We start from the raw sequence: 22,721 nt of genomic DNA, 5'->3' as shown, positions 1-22,721 counted from the left end.
CACCCATCTCCTACAACCTCCCACCTAAACCCTACTACCTAAAACCTATCACCTATTTCTTTCATCTTCCTCAACAAAGGACTACAACGGTACCTGTCTTCTCTGTACGTATCGTAAAGATGGTCCATGTGTTCAACGCACCAGTCGATTCCTTTCTCATTAGCCCAGTTCAAAAGTCCCTTAGGATAATTCACCCCTTTGGCCATCGCCAGATCAATGTCTTTGGCTGTAGCAATATTTAAAAACAAAGCATCTGCAGCTTCATTGATGAGCATAACCAATACACGGTCAAAAATCTTCTGACCCATTTCCCGGTCTTTTACTGGAGCTGCTTTTTGAGCCTCTTCGCTATAATTGTAGAATCCCCTTCCGGACTTTCGACCTAAATAACCCGCTTCCGCAAAGCGTTTCTGAGTAAAAGACGGCTTATATCTTGGGTCGTAGTAAAAAGCTTTAAAAACGGTTTCGGTCACGGTATAATTGACATCGTTTCCAATAAAATCCATCAATTGAAAAGGCCCCATTTTAAATCCGCCAAATTCCTTAATCGCCCAGTCAATCGTGGCGAAGCCAGCTTCACCTTCGGTCACCCCGGCATAGCGCTCTTCGTAAATTCTAAGCGCTTCTCCATAAAACGGTCTGGCGACGCGATTCACGATAAATCCTGGTGTATCCTGAGCTTTTACAGGAACTTTTTTCCAGTCCTGAATCTTTGAGAATACTTTATCAAAAACCTCCTGAGACGTTTGCACCGCAGGTACGATTTCTACCAAAGGCATCAGTGGAGCCGGGTTAAAAAAGTGAACGCCAATACAGCGCTCGGGATGTTCCAGGACCGAGGCGATAGAAGCAATGGATAAGGACGACGTATTACTGGCTATGATAGCCTCTTTGCTTTGGTAACTTTCGAGCTCCTTAAACACCTTTTGCTTGATTTCCAGATGTTCAATAATCGCTTCGATGGTTAAGTCAGCTTTGGCTAGGGATTTCAAATTATCCTCATAAGAAATGTTGGACTGAATTCTGGTTTTTTCAGCTTCATCCATGCGTCCTTTTTCAATCAGCCGGTTGAGAACTTTTTCCAGAGCCTGTCTGGATTTATCTAAAGCTTCTCGTTTGGTATCGTAAAGTTGGACCTGGCAACCCGCGGTTGCGGCAACTTGCGCAATGCCGCTTCCCATGGTTCCGCTTCCTATAATTGCTACTTTCATTAATATTTTATATTTATTATTTCAAAATTGTTATTTCAAATTTTTAAGCTACTTAAAATTGATTTTTATTTTAATCCATTTTTCTTTTTAGAAGTAGCAATGCTTTTTGAGAAAATCTTAATTAGTTCTTCAGCTTCTTCTATTAGAGTTTTAATTGATTCAGTTTCCTGATATAATTCAGATTTCTGTTGAATAAGCAAATTAGTTTTAGATTCTTTTAATTCCTTCAAACAAATTTGCATTTTGTATATATAATCTTTGAAAGAGGAGCCTGCTAGTGCTTCCGAATAGTTCAGTGCTACACTTGTAGATGACCTTATCAACTGACTGCTCATATGGTCTGAAGCAAATGACTTCTTTGCTTTACTCCCTGTTTTGATACAATCTGCAGCAAAATCTATCAATCTGTTTTCTAATTCTAAGGATGTCATGAGTTGATACTGCAAATTTGAAATAAAAAATCCAAAATTTAAATTTTGAAATTAATGTCCTTTAAACTTCGCCTCCCTCTTCTCCATAAACGCAGCGACCCCTTCTTCATAATCTTCTGTATTGGCGGCAGCGATTTGGTATTCAGATTCCAGAGCGAGTTGTTCTTCGAGTGAATTGTTGAAAGACTTGTTCAGTGCTTTTTTGGTATAAGCCAAAGCTTTGGTTGGCATTTTGGCTAGTTTTTCAGCTAACTGTTCTACTTCAGCCTGGTAGGTTTCTGCTGAAAAATATTTATAAATCATCCCCATGCGTTCTGCTTCCACGGCATCCACTTTATCCCCAAGCATGGCTAAAGCAGAGGCTCTCTGAAAACCGATAAGTCTGGGCAGGAAAAAAGTTCCGGCCGAATCGGGTATCAGTCCGATTTTGGAAAAGGCCTGAATAAAACTGGCCTGTTCGCTGGCAACAACGATATCGCAAGACAGGGCGATGTTGGCTCCTGCACCTGCGGCAACACCATTGACAGCGGCGATGACCGGTTTTTCGATATTTCTAATTCTGGTGATGATGGGATTGTAATGATCCTCTAAGATTTGCTTAAAGCCCGGATGTTGCTCCGGATCTGTAATTTCCTGAATATCCTGACCTGCACAAAAAGCTTTCCCTTCACCAGTTAAAACGATGGCTCTTACCTCTTCGTTTCGGATGCAATCGTCAAGCGTTTTCTGCAAAGCAAATGCCATTTCTCGGTTAAAACTGTTGAATTTATTGGGTCTGTTAAACCTGATGTAAGCGACCTGATTTTGAACAGTGAGTAATATACTGGAATCCATAGGCTTATGTTTTTAGTGATTTTTAAGTTGAAAAGTTACGAAATTAGGTTGTAAAACCTTTTTGAAATGAGATTGACTCAGCTTTGATCCACTGAAATCATCATTGCCTAAAATTTTAAAAAGCAAAAACCTGGAGTAAGCCCCGGTTAGGGATTGAGGCATGTGATGAAGCTCTTCTTCCGCAGCCATAGCATGCGGAAGAAAGCGACTGCCAAAGGCCTGCCTGCGTTCCTTGAGGGGTAACCGCCAAAATGAGCTTAGATAAGACATTTAAAATAATCGAAGGTTTCTTCGCAGTCCTCGCATTTAAACATCGCCTTGCAGGCCGTGGAAGCAAACTGACTTACGAGTCTTGTGTTTTTGGATTCGCATTGCGGGCAAGGAATGACGCGTTTGTTACCTAGCAGGGCGTCTTTGTCTGACGTCGCATCCATGGGCGGAGCAATGCCATAGTCTTTGAGTGCTTTTTTGCCTTCATCGGTCATCCAGTCTGTCGTCCAGGCAGGAGACAAAATAAGTTTAACATGCGGGATATAGCCGTGTTTTGTGAGCTCGGTTTTGATATCGTCACCGATGACATCCATGGCTGGACAGCCGCTGTAAGTAGGGGTGATTTCCACTTTCACCTCTTTATTGGGCAATACTTTTGCAGAACGGACAACGCCTAAATCGATAATAGACAACACAGGAATCTCAGGATCGGGAACCGATTTCAGAATCTCATGTAACTCTACATCTATGTCTACGTCCTGCGTCATAAGTTAGGTATTGGTTGTTAGTTTTTTTGTTGTTTGTTATTGACAACTCAATTATTCCAGGGCTATTTCTTTGGTATGAAATATCGAACTTCTAATATCTTATATCTAATTTCTCACCTCTACACTACCACTTCATATCCGGGTAAGTCCGTTGCATATACTGCATGTCAGATAAAATAAAGCCCATATGTTCTGTATGAATTCCATGTTTACCACCCTTTTGGAAATACTTTGTTTCAGGAATATCGAGCGTCGATTCCTGGAGCAGCGCGGTGATGACAGCGTAATACTCGTCTTTGAAACTTGTGGTGTCCACACCATATCCGGCTTTGGCAACGACTTTATCATTTTCGGTCATATGGAACATCTCGTCGGTATATACCCACAAATCATTAACCGCTTGCTGAGCTTTTTGCTTGCTTTCTTCCGTTCCATCACCCAGCCTTTTTAGCCAGTCTCCGGAAAAACGTTTGTGATAAGACACTTCCTTCAAGCTCTTTTTAGCAATAGCCTGAAAATTCACGTTTTTGGAGTTTTCCAAAGCTTTCAAAAACATGAAATGGAAAACATCAAAAAAGTACTGTCTCACGATGATATACGCAAAGTCTGTGTTGGGCTGTTCGACCAAAAGCACATTTTTGTATTCGCGCTCGGTTCTTAAAAAAGCAACATCATCTTCGGTTATAGCTTTCGGAGAAAGTTCGGCTACGTACTGGTAGTAACTTCGGGTCTGACCAAGTAAATCCAGAGCCATATTGGTCATGGCAATATCGGTCTCCAGGGTGGGTCCGTGACCACAGAGTTCTGAAATTCGCTGACCTAAAATCAGGGAATTATCGGCTATGCCGTAGATATACTGAATTAAATTTTCGTTTGTCATGTACTTAAATCTTTAAAATTAGAACAGCCTGTTCATCCACTACATATGTTCGATATCATCAGGTAACTCGTAAAAGGTTGGATGGCGATAAGCTTTGTCTGCTGCGGGCTCAAACATCTCTCCATTATCATCCGGATTGGATGCTTTTATATTTTTGGATTCCACCACCCAGATACTCACACCTTCACTGCGTCTGGTGTAAACATCCCGTGCATTTTTAAGAGCCATATCGGCATCCGGAGCATGTAAGCTCCCGAAGTGGCGGTGCTCTAATCCATTTTTACTTCTTACGAAAACTTCCCAAAGTGGCCATGACTTTTTGTTTTTCCTTTCCGCAGAAATGGTCGATTTATTTTTTTTGTCTGTTTGATTATCTTCCATATTTTTTTTGAAATTGAAATTGAAGCTGAAAATGAAACTAAATTATAAACCTTTGATATTTTTTATGCGAGTTACCATTATTCTAATTAATTGGTCATTCTCATCTTTTAATAATTTTAAACCTTCAGTTGGTAATAAACCAGCTTTTGTTTGAATATTTAAATTCCGTAAACACTCTCTTAATTCTTTTAAACATAAACTCAACTTAAATAATTTATCCTTATCAGTTAGAGTCCCAAGCGCTTCACCGTAGTTTAATGCAGACGAACAAGATGATCTTATAAGTTGCTTTGCTAAATAATCGCCAGCGTATGTCAAAGGCTTTTTGTCATAAACTAAAATGACATTAGCAGCAAAACTTTCTAATCTATCACTTAAATCATAATTCATAGCATTAGTAATTTCGACTTCAACTTCGATTTCAACTTCAACTTCAATAGCAAACCGCTTCCTTCACATCCTGCTTTTCCTCCTGCTTATCGGCATAGGCAAGGGCCGCATCTCTTACCCATTCGCCTTCATCCCAGGCATTTTTCCTGGCTGAAATACGTTCCTTATTACACATCCCGTGTCCTTTCACAACCTGCCAGAACTCCTCCCAGTCGATTTCTCCAAAGTCATAATGACCGGTTTCAGTATTGTATTTCAAGTCGTCATCCGGTACCTTAAGTCCAAGAATATCGGCCTGAGGCACGGTCTGATCTATAAACTGCTGACGTAACTCATCGTTGGTTTTGCGCTTTAATTTCCATTTCATGGACTGTTCTGTATGCGTGGACTCGTCATCTGTGGGACCAAGCATCATTAAAGAGGGCCACCACCAACGGTTTAACGCATCCTGTGCCATATCTTTTTGTTCCTGGGTGCCGTTGCAAAGCGTCATCATGATTTCATAACCCTGTCTTTGGTGGAAACTTTCTTCCTTACACACCCTTACCATGGCTCTGGCATACGGGCCAAAAGAAGTGCTGCACAAGGGCACCTGATTGATAATTGCTGCACCATCCACTAGCCAGCCTATAGCTCCTATATCTGCCCAGGTTAAGGTAGGATAATTGAAAATACTCGAATATTTAGCTTTTCCGGAATGCAGCTGGTCGTAAAGTTCCTCTCTTGAAATCCCCAAGGTTTCACAGGCAGAGTAAAGATATAAACCGTGTCCGGCCTCGTCTTGAACTTTCGCCAGTAGCGCTACCTTTCGTCGCAAAGAAGGCGCTCTGCTAATCCAGTTTCCTTCGGGCAGCATACCTACAATTTCGGAATGCGCATGCTGAGAAATTTGTCGGATATGTGTCTTCCTGTATTTTTCTGGCATCCAGTCTTTAGGCTCGATTTTTTCATCACGAGCGATTTTAGCTTCAAAAATATCCTCTAAGCTTTTCATCTGTTCTTTATCCATCATAGCCTTTTATTTTTTTCAAAATTCTCTATTCTCTGTTCTCTATTTTCTATTCTCTATTTTCTTTTCTCCTTTCTCCTTTCTCTTTTTTCTATATACTATCTACTTAGTACTCACTACTGGGTACTCCTTTATACGTCAAAATCTACGGTCACCTTATCTGTGGTAGGCACAGCCTGACAGCTCAATACCAAGTTTTGCGCAACTTCATTTTTTTCTAAAGCGTAGTTCACTTTCATTTCTACATGCCCTTCCATCACTCGACACTTGCAGGTACTGCAAACCCCGCCTTTACAGGCGAATGGCAAATCTGCACCGGCAGCTAAGGCTGCATCCAGTATATTATCATAGGCTTTGGTCATCGCAAAATGAAACTCCTTACCTCCGTCCAAAATAGTGATTTGAGTCCCGTCTTTTCGTTTGGCCAAGGCTGCGTCAGTTCGCTTTTTATCTTCTTCTGAAAGTCCGGAAACAAACAGCTCAAAATGGATTCTATCCGCTTCAAGACCAAGACGCGTCAACTCATCACGAATCATAAAAATCATCTGCTCGGGTCCGCAAACAAAGACATCGCTGACGTCATCAATGTCAAAAACCGAGTTGGACAGAGCCTGAATTTTTTTAGAAGTAAACCTTCCATTCAACAATTCAATATCGCGTTGCTCTCTGGTTAAAAAATAGAAAATCTCGAATCTTCCAAAGTATCGATTTCTAATCTGCTCTATTTCCTCCTTGAAGATAATTGATTTAGCGTTCTTATTCAAGTAAAAGAGCTTACAATTTGAATAAGGCTCCTTGGCCAGATGGGTTTTTATCATGGATAAGATGGGCGTGATTCCGCTTCCTGCAGCAAAAAACAAGTAGGTTTGATCTGTATCCTGCTGTACATCTACTCCGAAATCTCCACTTGGTGGCATCACTTCCAAAATATCATTGGCTTTCAGTTCCCGATTCACAAAGGTTGAAAATTTACCCTCATATATTTGCTTGACCGCCACTTTCCATTCATCATCTACCGGGCTGGAACACAGCGAATACGACCTTCTCACGTCTTCGCCGTTGATGTCTTTTTTCAAAGTCAAATGCTGACCCTGATGATACTGGAAATCAGACTTTAAATCTTCGGGGATATGTAAAGTAATGACAGAACAATCCTCTGTTTCTTTATAAACATCCTTGACCTTAATCGGAAAAAAACTCGGCATGAATTAGTGATTTAGCAACAAAACTAACGATTGTTAGTTTTAGTTTAAAAAAATCGATGTTAAATTTAACGTCATTTAAGAGATTTTAAGCAGCTTATCCCGCTATGCATTTCAAGTCCGCTCCCTTCACTAAGCAAAAATGACTTCACCACAAAAGCTTCCTGCCGGTCGCTTTGTGGTTTGTATTTTGCTAAGCTCAGGCTTTACGGGCTTTTCATTTCTATCGGGGCTAGTTTTAGCTCATGCGATGCGAGTTTAAAAATTAAGACTTCAACTCAAGATAAAACTAAATCATCTACAATACACGTTTTCGCTCGCGATTCTTGATATACTCAAAAACAGCTGCTTTGGTGGTGAGCCAGTTTCTACCTTCTTTGTATGCATCTATTTTTCCTTTTCTTGCCAATAAACTAATGTATTCCTGACCGTATGGTAAACTTTCTTCTTCCACCAAACTGGAAATTTCCATAAAGCCCATGTCATTGTCTGGAAGAGAACCAATATAAATGTTCATGGTGCGCTCCAGGGCCTGTGCCATTAGCAAACTAAGTTTAAAATAATTTCCCTTATTGGCTGCATTTAAGGCAGTATAATATTTTTGGCGATCTGTGCTTAAAACAATAGCAGGCGTAAACCCCACTTTAAGCAAAAGCAAATTCATGACTAACCTGACTGTACGGCCATTCCCGTCAAAAAAAGGATGTATCCAAACAAACTTATGATGGAAAACGGTTGCCAGTTCAATAGCGTTGAGCTGTAAAGGATTTTCTACAACAAACTGAATAAGCTCATCCAGTAAATCTGGGACTTTACGTGCATTGTGAGGAATAAAATTCGCACCAGAAATGCGAACACCTCCTGTACGCAACCTTCCTGCATAATCTTCTTCAATACTTCTAAGCACATACCTGTGCAAGTCTAAAATATCACAGGCATTAAGCTGGTAATCCCGCTTGCTTAAAGTATATAAATGCTTTAAAGCCAGTTCGTGATTCTTGGCTTCAAAATGCTCACGAAGTGACTTGCCCTTAATGGTGATCCCTTCCTGTAAAACCAATTGAGTCTCTTGCAAAGTAAGTGTATTGCCTTCAATGCTGTTAGAATTATAGGTCCATTCTACAGATAATGCGTCCTGAATTTTTCGCAAAGCGATTTGTGGAAGCGGCCTGGCTTCATGCAACAATGCCTTTTTTTCGTAGAGCCGATCAAAGCTTGGTTGTAATTTTTCTCGATATGTTAAATCTATTTCCCACACACCCAAATATACTCCTTATTATCGGGTATATCATATTTTTAACACATCCGATATTAAAAATCATTTCAAAACCCATTGATGAGGTCCTGTGGGATTTCAAGTTAAATCGATAACCACAGAAGACACTTTTTACGACAGATAAATCTGTCAACTAGTTAAAGAGGGATTTAATTTAATCTGTGAAGTATTCAACCTTTGAATGAATAGATGACTTACGCTTACCTTCCTCAAGTTCACCATCAAACTTTCCCATATAGAAAAAACCGAGACAGGACTCTCCTTCTTTAAGCTTAAAAAAGTCATCAACAAGATTTATGAAGGAGGGGGAACTCCAGTAGGACCCAATGTTCAAGGCAGTGCAGGCCAGCCACATATTTTGAACTGCCATCGCCACTGCAGAAACCTCTTCCCATTCTGGCGGTTTGCCTGTTGGACTTTTCTGTACACAAATGGCAATAACCGTGTGGGATTGCTCGAACTTGGATATAATCTTTTTTCTTTTGAAAGATGAAGGATTTCCTTCCCATTCTGCATTTTTTTCGAGGATAAATTCAGCTAATTTCAGCTTAATCTCACCCTGTACTACTTTGAAGCGCCAGGGTTCTGTGTGCCTGTGATTTGGAGCCCAGTTGGCTGTCGCCAGAATTTTGTCAAGCTCTTCCTTAAGAATAGGCTCTTCATTGTATTGTTCAGGAAAAACCGAACGCCTTTTTTCAATGAGTTCAAATATATCCATGACTTAGTTTTTGAAAAGTTCTAAAATAGCTGCTTTAATTCTCTCCCTGTCTTCATCGCTCAGGTTTGAACCTGAAGGCAAACAAAGACCATTTTCAAACAAATGTTCTGCAACTTTCCCGCCGTAATACGGCATATTTGCAAAGACCGGCTGCATATGCATTGGTTTCCAGAGCGGCCTGCTTTCAATATTAAAGGTTTCCAGATGAAGGCGCATCTGTTCCCTGTCAATACCCCTGGTTTTCTCGGGATCTACAAGAATTGCAGACAACCAGTGATTACTGAAGTAATCTTCTGAAGGCTCTGTAAACACTTCAATTCCTTCAATATCCTTGAAAATTTCTTTATAAAACTTATGCATTTCTCGTCGTAAAGCCACATGCTCATCCAGAACCAGCATTTGTCCGCGACCTATTCCTGCGGAAATATTACTCATTCTATAATTAAATCCGACCTCTGAGTGCTGGTAATGTGGCGCATTATCCCTGGCCTGAGTGGAATAAAACACTATTTTATCTTTAGCCTGTTTTGAGGGACATACCAAAGCCCCTCCACCCGAAGTGGTGATGATCTTATTCCCGTTAAAAGACAAGGCTGCAAACTCACCAAAAGTTCCGCAGTTCTGAGATTTAAATGTCGATCCGAGAGATTCAGCGGCATCTTCAATGATGGGAATGTTGTACTTTTTGGCCACAGCAGCAACTTCTTCAACTAAATAAGGCATACCGTACAAATGCACGGGGATGATAGCTTTAGGAGTCTTGCCTTTGGAAATCCTATCTAAAATCGCTGTTTCAAGAGCCCTGGGACACAGGTTCCACGTCGAGGCTTCACTATCCACAAAAACAGGGGTTGCTCCCTGATACATGATGGGATTGGCAGAACCACAAAACGTAAAGCTCTGGCAAATCACCTCATCACCTTCTCCAACCCCCAGTTGCACTAATGCCAGATGAATAGCTGCCGTTCCGGTGCTTAGGACAACTATGTTTTTAGTATTTCCTAAATAATCTTCTAGATCGGCTTCAAAACCATTTACATTCGGACCTAAGGGGGCAATCCAGTTTTCCTGAAAAGCTTTGGCTACAAATTCTTCTTCTTGACCACCCATATGTGGAGAGGATAACCAGATTTTTGATAATTCTGAAGGCATTGACATAAATTATAGATTGAATGGTAAAAGTATCGTTTTAAAAAGAATTTTTAAATCTAAGCCGAAAGAAACATGACGATAATAGTCTAAATTTAATTTCACCTTTTCCGGAAAAATAACCTCATCGTTATAATGTAGGGGATTTTGCTGCTCACTCAGGACCTGTTCTTCGTTGGCAAATACAATAGAAGCAAATCCGGTAATGCCAGGCCTGAGTTTTAAAATCAAACGCTGTTCGCCTTCAAGCCGATCGTAATAGCCGGGGATATCCGGTCGCGGGCCAACCAGACTCATTTCCCCCTTCAGGACATTGATGAGTTGAGGCAGCTCATCTATTTTAGCTTTACGCAAAAACTTCAGAAGCCAATGAGGTTGTCCAGTCTCCAATAATGTTTTGAATTTATAAACTGTAAACAAATTCCCATACTGCCCAACTCGGGTTTGAAGAAAAAAAGGGCTGGACTTATGAATAAAAAAGAGGGAAATCGATATAAGTATCAAAAACGGACTCAAAAGCAGTAGTCCAAAAAGACTGATGATCCAATCAAACAAAGGCTTACCAAACTTCAAATACATTCGTCTAAAATAAGCAAAGGTTTAAATAATTACATAATTTTTAATGCGGGTAAATTTTATTTTGAAGGTTTAGCCACGATTCCGTGAAGCAGGATTTCGGTGATATCGTTTTTAAGGGCTTCACCATCTATACCACTACGTCTTCTGTACCAGGAATGCAAGGTCCTCAGCGTAGACAGCATAGAAAAAAGCATGACCTCAGTATTATTCGGCATAATTTCCCCGGCTTCAACTCCCCGGCCAATCATATCCCTTAAATCCTGCTCGTAGGCATTCCTGAGCTCCAGGAATTCTTCAAAATGAGAGCTTTCCAAATGTATCCAGTCGTTATTTACAATAGCGATGGCTTCAGGATTATTCAAAGTAAGTTCAATATGATGATTGATTACAGCTTCCAAAAGCGTTTTGGAATCGGCTTTTAAGCTTTTTACCAGTTCCATTTCTTTGGTAAAAAAATAAGCAACACCCAGAACAATTTCAGCTAAAATCTCCTCCTTGGAACTGATGTGGTTGTACAAACTCGCCGCCTTCAAATCCATGGCTTTGGCGAGATCCCGCATACTCACAGACTTATAGCCCTGTTCTCTAAACAAAGTTTTGGCAACCTTTATAATTTCTTCTCGTCTCGTCATCAGTCTTAAAAGCTCATGAAAGGATATTTTTTAACCAGTTCCTCTTTAAATTTAAACTGGTAGGCTTTCAGTTTGTCATAAGCCTCGCCTTTGGTTTCCGTTGACCGGTGAGCCAGAGATTTCTGAAGTTTTTCGACCTTGACCATATCCTCAAACACAGCCTCAGAAATAAAATTCATCTTGAATTTTTTCCAGATGACATCCACAGCCAGGGCACTGGGATGAATCAGGTCCCGATCGTAATAGCGGTAGTCGCGCAACTCATCCATCATCAGTTCATAGGAAGGAAAGTAGGCATGCATCGCTGAGTTATCGTCCAAAACACTGTGCAAAGCAGCTATCAAATGTGCTTTACTCCGTTGATTTTCTACAATTCCATCTTTGACATGTCTTACCGGAGAGATCGTAAAAATCAGTTTTACGCCGGGTTGTAATTGTTCAAAACTGGAGATGAGTGCCCTTAAAATTTCCTGTAATTCAACAGGAGATGTCAATTGCTTTTCAAACTGATCCTGAGGGCGTTTATGACAGTTCGCAACACCTTGTCCAGTCGCTATATGCCTGTAGATAAAAGAAGTGCCGAGTGTAATTATAACATGACTGGCGTTTTCAACCGATTCTGTCAGCTCTCTTTTTGCTGAATTTAAGGCTACTAAAATTTCTACCGACGAATTCCGGCTTAACCTTGAATGAGAGAAAAAAGAATGCCATTTTTCATTAAAATGAAACACATCATCAGCCATAAACTCTTCGTTATTCACTGCTTTTTTAACCACATTCAAAATAGCCTCGGGATGAAATAAAATCCCGAAAGGATTACTGGTAACTCTAAATTTAAAGTCCTCTAATTTCCTGCTGATGTGCTCTGCAAAACAGGACCCCAAACACACTACCTTAGAATCATAGTCTATGGGATAAGATGTTTTTTTCAGAGCTACTTCAGTGGAGAGTTTCATGCTAGCCTTCGGTTGATTTTTGCTCTACGAGGGATTTTGCTTCTTCCAAAGCTTTGGGTATTCCCCCAGGATTCTTTCCGCCGGCAGTGGCAAAAAAAGCCTGACCTCCTCCACCGCCCTGAATGTGTTTCCCCAGAGATTTGATGATTTTCCCTGCATTCCAGCCTTCCGATTCCACTAAGGATTTAGAAATATAACAGGCCAACAAGGCTTTTCCCTGAGCTTTAGAGCCGAGAACAATAAAGACGTTTTCCTGTTCCCCTCCAATTTGAAATGCTAGATCTTTCATGGCCCCGGCATCGAGATCCACCTGCTGTGAAACTAAATTCACACCTCCAATTTCCTGTAATTCAGACTGTAATTCAGTTTTAATTTGCTTCAGTTTCAGTTGATTCAGCTGTTCAACTTCTTTCTTCAAATTCAAATTCTCTTCCTGAAGGGATTCCACAGACTTCAAAACATCCTGTGGCTGATTCAGAATGGATTTAACCGAATCCAAAACCTGAGATTCTTTGGTTAAAAATGCTTTGGCCGCTTCGGATGTGATGGCTTCGATTCTTCTTATTCCGGAAGCTACCGAAGATTCGTTCTTAATGATAAAATGCCAGAGTTTGGAGGTGTTTTTCACATGCGTTCCTCCACACAATTCCATGGAATTACCGAATTTCACCAACCTTACCTTATCACCATATTTTTCTCCAAAAAGGGCGATAGCTCCTTTTTCGATGGCAGCATCATAAGCGATTTGCCGTTCTTCTTCAAAAGACAACGCCTCTTCAATTCTGGAATTTACAAAATCTTCAACTGCCTGAAGTTCTTTAGCAGTCAATTTTGAAAAATGAGAAAAGTCAAATCTTAAATAATCCGCCTGAACCATAGAGCCTTTTTGCTCTACATGTGTTCCCAAAACCTGACGTAAGGCCTGGTGTAACAGGTGTGTTGCTGTATGATTTGCAGCTGTTTTCTGTCGACGACTAACATCTACCTTAGCAGTAAATTCTTCGTCTAAAGCTTCTGGCAAAGTCTTAGAAAAATGAATGATTTGATGGTTTTCTTTTTTGGTATCCAGAATATAAACCTTGCTGCCATCCTTAAATTCCAGAACTCCCCTGTCGCCAACCTGACCACCGCCTTCCGGATAAAATGGGGTTTTATTCAGTACAAACTGGTACTGCTCACCCTCTTTTTTAGAAGTAACTTTTCTATACTTTACAAGTTGGGTTTGGATTTCGGTCTGATCGTAACCTACAAATTCTTCTGTTCCACTGGAGCCGACTTCTGTCCAGTCGCTTGAACTGGTTTGTGCAGCGTCCTTAGATCTCTTTTTCTGCTTAGCGAGTTCTTTTTGAAACGCTTCAAAATCCAGTTTGTAGCCCTGCTCACTCAAAATAAGACTCGTTAAATCGATAGGGAAGCCAAAGGTATCGTAAAGTTCAAAAGCCTTTTGACCACTTATGGTTTTGGAAGAAGAGGCTTCCATTAAACTATCCAACATTCCAAGACCCTGCTCCAGGGTTCTTAGAAATGATTTCTCTTCCTCTCGTATTACATTTTTACAAAGCTCAGCCTGAGATAAAATCTCAGGGAAAGCTTCACCCATCTGCTTTGCCAATACACTCACGAGTTGAAATATAAATGGGGTCTTGACATCCAAAAAGGTAAATCCATAACGGATTGCTCTTCTCAGAATTCGCCGTATCACATAGCCAGCTCCGGTACTGCTTGGTAGCTGCCCGTCGGCAATGGCAAAAGCAACAGCTCTTACATGGTCTGCAATCACCCTTATCGCAATATCGGTTTCTTCGGATTTGCCGTAGGTTTTGCCTGTGATGTTTTCAATGCTTTGAATGATAGGCGTAAATACATCGGTGTCGTAATTGGAGGTTTTATCCTGCATCACCATACATAAACGCTCAAAACCCATTCCCGTGTCAACATGCCTGGAAGGAAGGGTTTCTAAACTCCCGTTTGCTTTTCGATTATATTGAATAAAAACTAAATTCCAGATTTCTACCACCTGAGGATGGTCTTGATTGACCAGATCTTTCCCTGGCACCTTCGCCTTTTCCTCCTCAGTTCTGATATCCACATGAATTTCTGAAGCAGGACCGCAGGGTCCCTGATCCCCCATTTCCCAGAAATTATCTTTCTTGTTTCCCAGTAAGATTTTATCTTCATCTACCAGTGCTTTCCAAAATTCATAAGCTTCAGAATCCTTTACAAGTCCGTCAGCTTTATCACCTTCAAAAATGGTCACGTATAAATTATCCTTAGAAATTTCAAGCACTTCAGTTAAAAACTCCCAGGCCCATTCTATCGCTTCTTTTTTGAAATAATCCCCAAAACTCCAGTTACCCAGCATCTCAAACATGGTATGGTGATAGGTATCTTTACCCACTTCTTCCAGGTCGTTATGCTTTCCACTTACCCGCAAACATTTTTGAGAATTGGTAACCCGTGTTGATTGAGGCTCAGAATTACCCAAAAAATAGGATTTAAATTGATTCATACCCGCATTGGTGAACATTAGCGTAGGGTCATCTTTAAGAACTATTGGCGCTGAATCTACTTTGGCGTGAGATTTGCTTTGAAAAAATTCTAAAAATTGACGACGAAGAAGTATAGATTTCATAAAGTCTGTTCTGAATTTATTTTAAGGTGTTTCAATTTTGAGCTATATTTGTAAGTTACAAAATGGTTATTTGCAACCTTGTAGGTGCAAAAATACTATAAAATTAAAGAATGAGTAAAGTAAAATATTACTACGACAGCGAAACTTTATCCTATCGGAAAATCGAACCGAAAAAAGGAAAAAGCTTTGCGCTAGCCACCTTATTCATATTGGGCATAATTGCTATGAGTTTTGTTTTAGTTTTAGTTTACCTCAATATTCCGAACCTGGAAACTCCAAAAGAAAGAGCTTACAAGAGAGAAATTGAAAACATGAAGTTTCAATATGAACTTTTGAATAAACGAATGGAAAACGTTGTGGATGTTTTAGAAAATGTGGAGGAGCGTGATAACAACATTTACAGGGTTTACTTTGAAGCCAACCCTGTTTCTGAAGAACAGCGCAAATCTGGATTTGGAGGTATTAATCGATATAAAAACCTAGAAGGCTACGGAAATTCTGATATCATTATTGAAGCCACAAAAAATCTTGATAAGTTATCTAAACGATTAGTTATTCAATCCAAATCCTTAGATGAAATTGCAGAATTGGCTAGAAATAAAGAAGCGCTTTTAGCTTCTATTCCTGCCATACAGCCCGTAAAAAATGATGACTTAAGGAAAATGGCGTCAGGATTTGGAATACGAATGCATCCCATTTTAAAATACAGGAAAATGCACAACGGAATGGATTTTTCTGCTACTACGAATACTGAAGTCTTTGCCACAGGAAATGCAGTCGTAAAAAAAGCGAGACGAACAAGCGGTTTTGGGAACTTGATTGTTCTCGATCATGGCTTTGGATACGAAACTTACTATGCACACTTGAATGAGTTCAATGTAAGACCAGGGCAAAAGGTGAAGCGTGGAGAAATCATAGGATATGTAGGAAATTCAGGGCTTTCCACAGCGCCGCATTTGCACTATGAAGTTCACAAAAATGGCAAGGTGGTCAATCCTATTAACTTCTATCATGGGGATTTAACAGCAGAAGAATATGATATCATGTTAAATCAATCTGCTCTTGAAAATCAATCTTTAGACTGATGAGACACCCGCTTGGAGAGAAACTTTACTATTCTATCGGGGAGGTTGCCAAAGCCTTTGATGTTAATTCTTCTCTCATTAGGTTTTGGGAAAAAGAATTTGATGAAATTCACCCAAAGAAAAACGCAAAGGGAAATAGAAAGTTTACGCAAAGCGATCTAAAAACTATAGAATTAATATACCATTTGGTAAAAGAACGCGGATTTACTTTAGAAGGTGCAAAAACACATTTACGCGAAGACAAAAAAGAAACGCTTTCGAAATTTGAATTGATAAGCAAATTGAAAGCCATTAAATCTGAGCTTATCTCAATCAAAAATCAACTCTAATAAAATCAAAAGAAATGAAAAAGTGGTTAATCCCGGTAGTTGTAATTGTTGTTGTAGTCTTCGGCCTGTATAGCTGGACTAAAGGATTCAACAACACTGCTATAACTTTACAAGAAGAAGCAAAAACAGCATGGAGCAATGTAGAAAGTGCTTACCAACGTAGAAATGACCTTATTGGAAATCTGGTAAAGACGGTTCAAGGTGCGGCGGATTTTGAAAGAAATACGTTGACAGAGGTTATCGAAGCCAGAGCTAAAGCTACCTCTGTAAACATCAATGCTGATAATCTTACACAGGAAAACATTCAACAATTCGAGCAGGCTCAGGGCGGATTAAATTCGGCTTTATCCAGATTATTAGTAAGCGTGGAACGCTATCCGGATTTGAAATCCAACCAAAACTTCATGAATCTTCAGACTCAGCTGGAAGGCACCGAAAACAGAATCAATGTCGAGAGAAATCGCTACAATTCTACTGTTGGAGAATACAATACACACATTAAAGTTTTTCCCAATTCCATTTTTGCGGGCTGGTTTGGCTTTGAAGAAATGTCACGATATTCTGCAGATGAAGGTTCAGAAAATGCAAAAGAAGTCGAATTTGATTTTAATTAAACACACCTCTCATGAAAGTATCTGAATTTATAAGTCCAGACGACGAAAAAGAAATTGTAAAAGCCATCAAAGAAGCGGAGTTGAACACCTCTGGAGAAATACGAGTTCACATAGAACATAAATGTACCGGAGACAGGTTTGATCATGCTTTAGAAATCTTTGAAAAGCTTGAAATGCACAAAACAGAACTTTCTAATGGTGTTTTGATTTACGTGTCTATAGACGACCACCAACTCGTAATTTTGGGCGATAAAGGCATCAATGATGTCGTTGAAAAGGGCTTTTGGGAAAGCACAAGAGATGAGATTATAAGTCAATTTAAAGCTCACAACTACAAGCAAGGTTTAATCAATGGAATTTTAGAAGCTGGAAAACAACTCAAACAGCATTTCCCTTATCAATCTGATGATACCAACGAATTGGATAACGAAATTTCTAAAGGATAATTTATGAAATCACTACACCAGGTCATTATATATTCTGCCATAGCACTTTTATGCTTTAGCTTTGATGGTTTTACTCAGATTGCAATTCCAGAAAAGCCCTCTAAAGAAATGGCTGTTTATGACGGCGCCGATATTTTTAAGGACAACGAAGAACAACAGCTAAGACAAAAACTGGAAACCTACGCAGATACAACTTCCACACAAATAGTAGTCGCTACCATCAATTCGCTTAACGGAGAGTACATTGGGACGTATGCCGCAGATTGGGGGGATGCCTGGGGTATTGGACAGAAAGGAGAAGACAATGGGTTGCTTATTCTGATTGCCAAAACGGATGCTAAAATCTGGTTCTCAACAGGCTACGGATTAGAGCCTTACCTTACCGATGCAACATCCAATACCATCATTGAAAATATCATCCTACCCGAATTCAGAAAAGGAGATTATTACGAAGGCGTGAATCAGGGAACAACAGCTGTTTTTGAAGTTCTAGCCGGAAGGTTTGATGCTTCCGCTATTCAGGATAAATCAGATGAAAGCACCTGGCCATTTGCCATTTTTCCGATACTTATATTTATAGTCATTTTTATTCTCGTAAGAAGAAGAAATAAAGGTGACGGCCCTGGTAATGGCAGCAATAGACGAGGTCCGGACTTACTGGACTTCCTTATCCTTGGCAGTATGGGAAGAAGCATGGGCGGCGGTTTTAGCGGCGGATCTTCTGGTGGCTTCGGTGGCGGAGGCGGCTTTAGCGGTGGCTTCGGCGGAGGTGGCTTTGGAGGAGGCGGTGCTGGCGGTAGCTGGTAATACAAGCTACAGCAGCTAAAAAACGGCTTAACAAGCCTTTTCTTTTTACCTGCAAACAATCATTCTCCTGAGGAATACAGGATTTCTACGGTTAAATCATAGTGAGCTTTTCGAGACCAACAGTTATGAACACTGGACTAGGCTCAAAATCTACGCCTGGAATTTGGATCTTTTCCGCCAAACTTGCTGAACTTATAAGTAAAACTTAGCATAAAATAGCGTTCTAGTATCAACTGATCGGTGTCCTGAACAAAGTCATCTCCAGTTTGTCTTCGCGTGCCAATATTTTCGTCTAATAGATCGAAAACTTTAAATTTCAAAGTGGCATCATCATCTGCAAACTGATAACCTAAACTCATATTCCATTGCAAGGAAGTTGACCTGAAATCTGCGGCTACATTTCCGTATTTGAAATAAGTGATATCATTACCAAAAACTACATTTTTAGGCCAGTAGGTTGTCGCCTCCAGTGAAAAATTGAGATTTGTAAATTCTTCATCTCTGTTGGAGTTTAAATTGAAATTCCTAAGGTTATAATCCAATCCAAAACCGGGGTTTAAAGTTATAACTTGTTCTTTTTCGTAGGTAACCCCCAAATAAGGGGAGACCACATAATTTTCACTTTCAAATTGCTGGCCGTTTGTAAACCCTAAATTTTTAGTATATTGACCTGAAATATTACCTCGCAGCCGATATGTGTCCTCATTTTCTGATTTCAGCTGCTTGCTGTAATAAAAATTGAGGTTTGCATTTTGGGCACCGCTCACGTTATCGTAAGTTGTTCTTCGTATTAAATCTTCATCTGTAACCGAAACAGAAACCACTTGATCTGTGACATAACTATAAGACATGTAAAAACCATATCCAGATCGTGTCTTAAAATCGAAATTATTGAAATTGATATTTATATCCTGATTGAAAGAAGGTTTCAAATCGGGATTACCTCTTATGATATTTAAAGGGTCTGTCTGAATACTTACAGGCTGTAATTGCTGGATCGACGGGATATTATTACTGTTTCGATAATAAACACCTATTCGTTTAGACCTTTCAAATTCATACCTCAAGTTGGCACTTGCGAATAAATTATTGAAATCATTATTAAATTCTATATTCTGTATGAGATTTTCAGTTCTTAACTGGGTATTCAATAAACCAAGATTGAAACCGGTTCTCAATTTATCCCCTTCGTAACGCAGCCCAACACTTGGGATATGAGTTTCACCTTTCACTTTAAATTCATTACTCAACTCTGCGTTAAAATTTGAGTATAAGCTGGTATTTTCATCAAAATCGAAAACACTCCTTTCGTTCTTACTGGATTCTATTTCGTAAGAGTACCTCACATCCAGAAACAAATCATCTGTCATTACAGCCCGGTAACGCGATTGAACTTCGTAAGTATCCTCATTATTTTCTTCAGAGATCAATTGGTCTTGAATCTGAGTATTTGGATTGTCTCCAAAAGTCTCTCGACCCGAAAAGAAAAAGTTGTCGCTTTCGCTTTTGTTATTTTCGTTATCAAAGGTAAAACTTAAAAAAGCGCCTCGACTACCGAATTTTCTTGTGACAGAAAATCTATTGCTGAAGTTCATACTCAGGTTATCATTTCTATTTTCAGACTCGGAAGTGTTGATGAGATTCCCGTTTTCATCTAAAGACTCAGAAAGATTGGAACTTTGCGTCGTTCCTTGACTGATATTTATAGAAGGGCGGATCGAAATTCTAGTCAAGGTATCTGGTTTAATTGAAAAATTTACGTTTCCTCTGTGAGAATTATTATCTCTAGTGGCGTTGCTTTCAGAATTAGAAAAGAAAGTACGATCTGGCAATATATTTTCACGTCTTGCTGAATTTCTAGTATCTGTTTTATTGCTTCCAAAGAAGTAATCTGCGGACAAATCATATATCTCCTTCCATTCATTTACAAAACTCATTCCAGCGGTTTCAGATTTTGTGATCCCAGTATTATTGCCAAAATTAAGTCCGTTAATACCAAAACTGCCTCCACTCCTGGTAATGGTTCTGGCTCGTCTGCCCATGGCATCAAAAACTTCATCAAAAGTAAATCCACTACTATTGATATTGTTGGAACTTGCTAGCACGCTGAGTCGTAAATCATCCTGAAAATAATTTGAAATACCGCTTATTTCATATCTGTCATCTGTTCCACCACCAATTGTAGCTCTCGAGAAATAACCTCGGTTTTTATCTTCATCAATGGTAATATTGATGGTTTTGTTTTCTGAATCACCTTCCTCCCCAGTAAATTCCTGAGATTGGGTTTTTGTATCTACAACCTGGATTTTATTGATAATTTCTTTAGGTAAATTTTTGGTTGCAATCTTAGGGTCGTTGCCAAAAAACTCTTTTCCATTCACAAGTATTCTTTGTACAGGCTTACCATTTACCGTTATATTTCCCGCAGCATCCACCTCAACACCTGGCAATTGCTTCAATGTTTCTTCCAAATTGGCATCAGGCCTCGTCTTAAAAGATGCTGCATTAAATTCTAAAGTGTCCTTTTTAATAGTGATTGGAGAGCGGTTGACATTAATTAAAACTTCATCCAGGTCATTTGTTAACTCCTGAAGCTTTACTATTCCAAGATTTGTCGTCGAATCAGAAAGTGGAATTGTTTTCACAAAAGGCTGCATGCCTGTAAAACTCACATTCAATCTGGCTTTATCTTCTTTTGTTTTAACCAAAAGTTCAAAATTACCAGAGCTGTCAGTTATGGTATAGTTCAATAAAGTTGAATCATTTAAAGTCTCAACAAAGATGGTCGCTGAGCTTAATTTAGTATTAGATACACTACTTAGCACCTGACCTTTAAGAAGGTACTCTTGTGCAAAAGAAGAAAAAACAGTTAAAGAAAAAACAGAAGCCAGTAAGATTTTTTTCATAATAGGTTTGTCGATTAACAAACCTAAGACTGAATTAAACTCTCGGTGTTTAATCTGATTTTTAAAAAAGACAACTATTCCATGCCTCTACTTCTTTCTCATATAAATAGAAATCGGTACACCCTTAAAATCAAATTCTTGTCTCATTTTATTTTCAAGAAAACGCTTATAAGGCTCTTTCACGTATTGTGGAAGGTTACAGAAAAAAGCAAACTGAGGTTGTGGTGTTGGTAATTGAGTGATAAACTTAATCTTCACATACTTGCCTTTTAAAGCTGGCGGTGGATTATCAGCAATAATAGGAAGCATGATATCGTTGAGTGAACGCGTTTTTATTTTTTTACTTCGGTTTTTGTAAACCTCAACAGCCGTTTCGATGGCCTTATAGATTCTCTGCTTATTCAATACAGAAATAAAAACAATGGGAACATCTACAAATGGTGAAATTTCGCTTCGGATTTTGGCTTCGAATTCTTTCATGGTGCTGGTGTCTTTTTCTATCAAATCCCATTTATTAACCAAAATAACCACGCCTTTTCTGTTTTTTTCTGCCAGCCAAAAAATACTTTGGTCCTGACCTTCAAAACCTCGTGAAGCATCCAGGACAATCATGCAAACATCAGCATTTTCAATAGCTCTAACACTTCGCATCACAGAGTAAAACTCTAGATCTTCTTTTACTTTAGCTTTTCTCCTGATTCCTGCCGTATCGACGAGTTTAAAATCGAACCCGAATCTTGTATACCGCGTATCTATAGAATCTCGGGTTGTTCCAGCAATATCGGTTACAATGTAACGCTCCTCACCCAACAAGGCATTTATAAATGAAGATTTTCCTGCGTTAGGACGTCCAACGATAGCAAATTTTGGTAAGTCTTCATCAACCTCAATCTCACGTTCTGGAAGCTTTTCTACAATAGCATCCAGTAATTCCCCAGTACCACCACCACTTGTTGCAGAAATACTATGATACTCACCAAGTCCAAGATTGTAAAACTCAAGAGCATCGGTTCTATTTTTATTAGAATCTACTTTGTTGACGCAAAGCACAACAGGTTTGTTCACTCGGCGAAGCAATTTTGCCACATCTTCGTCCATTGGCGTGATACCTGAAATAACATCTACCACAAAAACAATCACATCTGCCTCGTCAATAGCCAATTCTACCTGCTTATCGATCTCTTTTTCAAACACATCATCACTACCAACTATATAACCACCAGTATCAATAAGTGTAAATTCACGACCGTTCCAATCTGATTTCCCGTAGTGCCTGTCACGCGTAACACCACTTACCGAATCAACGATAGCTTCTCTACGCTTTATCATTCTATTAAAAAGGGTGGATTTTCCTACGTTTGGTCGACCTACAACGGCTACAATGCTATTCATTTCTGTATTTTAAATAATTTGCAAAGGTACATTAAATAATAATGCTGGAATATAAACAATTTAGATTTGCTGTTTCTTCTGAATTTGATAAAAGTTAGCTTGAT

The 22,721-nt window shown here is 39.4% G+C and carries 23 protein-coding genes; 5 read left to right on the top strand and 18 right to left on the bottom strand.

The genetic code is table 11. The features are described 5' to 3' along the window. Positions 1–38 precede the first annotated feature (38 nt). From LB450_RS04615 to alaS, 16 genes are all read right to left on the bottom strand, one after another. The gene (locus LB450_RS04615; RefSeq protein WP_224486688.1) at positions 39–1,211 is read right to left on the bottom strand and encodes a 3-hydroxyacyl-CoA dehydrogenase NAD-binding domain-containing protein; all 1,173 of its coding nucleotides are present in this window, start codon (positions 1,209–1,211) and stop codon (positions 39–41) included. Positions 1,212–1,276: 65 nt separating this feature from the next. Continuing rightward, complete coding sequence (locus LB450_RS04610) at positions 1,277–1,642, bottom strand: four helix bundle protein (RefSeq protein WP_224486687.1); 366 nt, start codon at positions 1,640–1,642, stop codon at positions 1,277–1,279. A 51-nt stretch (positions 1,643–1,693) separates the two neighbouring features. Next, the gene (locus tag LB450_RS04605) at positions 1,694–2,476 is read right to left on the bottom strand and encodes an enoyl-CoA hydratase-related protein (RefSeq protein WP_224486686.1); all 783 of its coding nucleotides are present in this window, start codon (positions 2,474–2,476) and stop codon (positions 1,694–1,696) included. 257 nt (positions 2,477–2,733) lie between these two features. Beyond that, positions 2,734–3,234, bottom strand: a complete 501-nt coding sequence (paaD, locus tag LB450_RS04600) for a 1,2-phenylacetyl-CoA epoxidase subunit PaaD (protein ID WP_224486685.1) — start codon at positions 3,232–3,234, stop codon at positions 2,734–2,736. Between the two features lie 124 nt (positions 3,235–3,358). Beyond that, positions 3,359–4,114 (bottom strand): 1,2-phenylacetyl-CoA epoxidase subunit PaaC, encoded by a 756-nt coding sequence (gene paaC, locus LB450_RS04595; RefSeq protein ID WP_224486684.1) that lies wholly within the window; start codon positions 4,112–4,114, stop codon positions 3,359–3,361. 39 nt (positions 4,115–4,153) lie between these two features. Further along, positions 4,154–4,495 (bottom strand): 1,2-phenylacetyl-CoA epoxidase subunit PaaB, encoded by a 342-nt coding sequence (gene paaB, locus LB450_RS04590; protein WP_224486683.1) that lies wholly within the window; start codon positions 4,493–4,495, stop codon positions 4,154–4,156. 42 nt (positions 4,496–4,537) lie between these two features. After that, a complete protein-coding gene (locus LB450_RS04585) occupies positions 4,538–4,885 on the bottom strand; it encodes a four helix bundle protein (RefSeq protein ID WP_224486682.1) in 348 nt (115 codons plus the stop codon). Positions 4,886–4,928: 43 nt separating this feature from the next. Further along, the gene (paaA, locus tag LB450_RS04580) at positions 4,929–5,894 is read right to left on the bottom strand and encodes a 1,2-phenylacetyl-CoA epoxidase subunit PaaA (RefSeq protein ID WP_224487049.1); all 966 of its coding nucleotides are present in this window, start codon (positions 5,892–5,894) and stop codon (positions 4,929–4,931) included. Between the two features lie 131 nt (positions 5,895–6,025). Continuing rightward, positions 6,026–7,099 (bottom strand): 2Fe-2S iron-sulfur cluster-binding protein, encoded by a 1,074-nt coding sequence (locus LB450_RS04575; protein WP_224486681.1) that lies wholly within the window; start codon positions 7,097–7,099, stop codon positions 6,026–6,028. A 295-nt stretch (positions 7,100–7,394) separates the two neighbouring features. Continuing rightward, on the bottom strand, positions 7,395–8,354 hold the full coding sequence (locus tag LB450_RS04570; RefSeq protein WP_224487048.1) for a Fic family protein: 960 nt from the start codon (positions 8,352–8,354) through the stop codon (positions 7,395–7,397). Positions 8,355–8,526: 172 nt separating this feature from the next. Continuing rightward, positions 8,527–9,090: a nitroreductase family protein gene (locus LB450_RS04565; RefSeq protein ID WP_224486680.1), complete on the bottom strand. Its 564-nt coding sequence runs from the start codon at positions 9,088–9,090 to the stop codon at positions 8,527–8,529. A 3-nt stretch (positions 9,091–9,093) separates the two neighbouring features. Next, a complete protein-coding gene (locus LB450_RS04560; protein ID WP_224486679.1) occupies positions 9,094–10,242 on the bottom strand; it encodes a DegT/DnrJ/EryC1/StrS family aminotransferase in 1,149 nt (382 codons plus the stop codon). 9 nt (positions 10,243–10,251) lie between these two features. After that, positions 10,252–10,818: a sugar transferase gene (locus LB450_RS04555; protein ID WP_224486678.1), complete on the bottom strand. Its 567-nt coding sequence runs from the start codon at positions 10,816–10,818 to the stop codon at positions 10,252–10,254. 56 nt (positions 10,819–10,874) lie between these two features. Then, a complete protein-coding gene (locus tag LB450_RS04550) occupies positions 10,875–11,450 on the bottom strand; it encodes a TetR/AcrR family transcriptional regulator (protein ID WP_224486677.1) in 576 nt (191 codons plus the stop codon). Positions 11,451–11,455: 5 nt separating this feature from the next. Beyond that, positions 11,456–12,406, bottom strand: a complete 951-nt coding sequence (locus LB450_RS04545; RefSeq protein WP_224486676.1) for a GSCFA domain-containing protein — start codon at positions 12,404–12,406, stop codon at positions 11,456–11,458. A gap of 1 nt (position 12,407) precedes the next feature. Then, on the bottom strand, positions 12,408–15,038 hold the full coding sequence (alaS, locus tag LB450_RS04540; protein WP_224486675.1) for an alanine--tRNA ligase: 2,631 nt from the start codon (positions 15,036–15,038) through the stop codon (positions 12,408–12,410). Positions 15,039–15,148: 110 nt separating this feature from the next. Between alaS and LB450_RS04535 the strand changes: the two genes are divergently transcribed. From LB450_RS04535 to LB450_RS04515, 5 genes are read left to right on the top strand one after another with little or no spacing between them, the layout of a single operon-like run. Further along, on the top strand, positions 15,149–16,123 hold the full coding sequence (locus tag LB450_RS04535; protein WP_224486674.1) for a M23 family metallopeptidase: 975 nt from the start codon (positions 15,149–15,151) through the stop codon (positions 16,121–16,123). Next, positions 16,123–16,452, top strand: coding sequence for a MerR family transcriptional regulator (locus tag LB450_RS04530; protein ID WP_224486673.1), 330 nt, complete (start codon positions 16,123–16,125; stop codon positions 16,450–16,452). Before LB450_RS04535 ends, LB450_RS04530 begins: the two co-directional genes overlap by 1 nt. 14 nt (positions 16,453–16,466) lie before the next feature. Next, complete coding sequence (locus tag LB450_RS04525) at positions 16,467–17,066, top strand: LemA family protein (RefSeq protein ID WP_224486672.1); 600 nt, start codon at positions 16,467–16,469, stop codon at positions 17,064–17,066. 11 nt (positions 17,067–17,077) lie between these two features. Beyond that, positions 17,078–17,512 carry a TPM domain-containing protein gene (locus LB450_RS04520; RefSeq protein ID WP_224486671.1) on the top strand — a complete coding sequence of 145 codons (435 nt, stop codon included), beginning with the start codon at positions 17,078–17,080 and terminating at the stop codon, positions 17,510–17,512. 3 nt (positions 17,513–17,515) lie between these two features. Further along, positions 17,516–18,319, top strand: coding sequence for a TPM domain-containing protein (locus LB450_RS04515; protein WP_224486670.1), 804 nt, complete (start codon positions 17,516–17,518; stop codon positions 18,317–18,319). 143 nt (positions 18,320–18,462) lie between these two features. Here LB450_RS04515 and LB450_RS04510 read toward each other — a convergent pair whose 3' ends face one another. Both LB450_RS04510 and der read right to left on the bottom strand, forming a co-directional pair. After that, positions 18,463–21,225 carry an outer membrane beta-barrel protein gene (locus tag LB450_RS04510; RefSeq protein WP_224486669.1) on the bottom strand — a complete coding sequence of 921 codons (2,763 nt, stop codon included), beginning with the start codon at positions 21,223–21,225 and terminating at the stop codon, positions 18,463–18,465. Positions 21,226–21,312: 87 nt separating this feature from the next. Further along, positions 21,313–22,617: a ribosome biogenesis GTPase Der gene (der, locus tag LB450_RS04505; protein WP_224486668.1), complete on the bottom strand. Its 1,305-nt coding sequence runs from the start codon at positions 22,615–22,617 to the stop codon at positions 21,313–21,315. Between the last annotated feature and the right edge of the window lie 104 nt (positions 22,618–22,721).

Source organism: Psychroflexus curvus (assembly GCF_020164585.1).
GTDB classification, from domain to species: Bacteria; Bacteroidota; Bacteroidia; order Flavobacteriales; family Flavobacteriaceae; genus Psychroflexus; species Psychroflexus curvus.
This window is presented reverse-complemented; position numbering and strand designations above follow the sequence as displayed.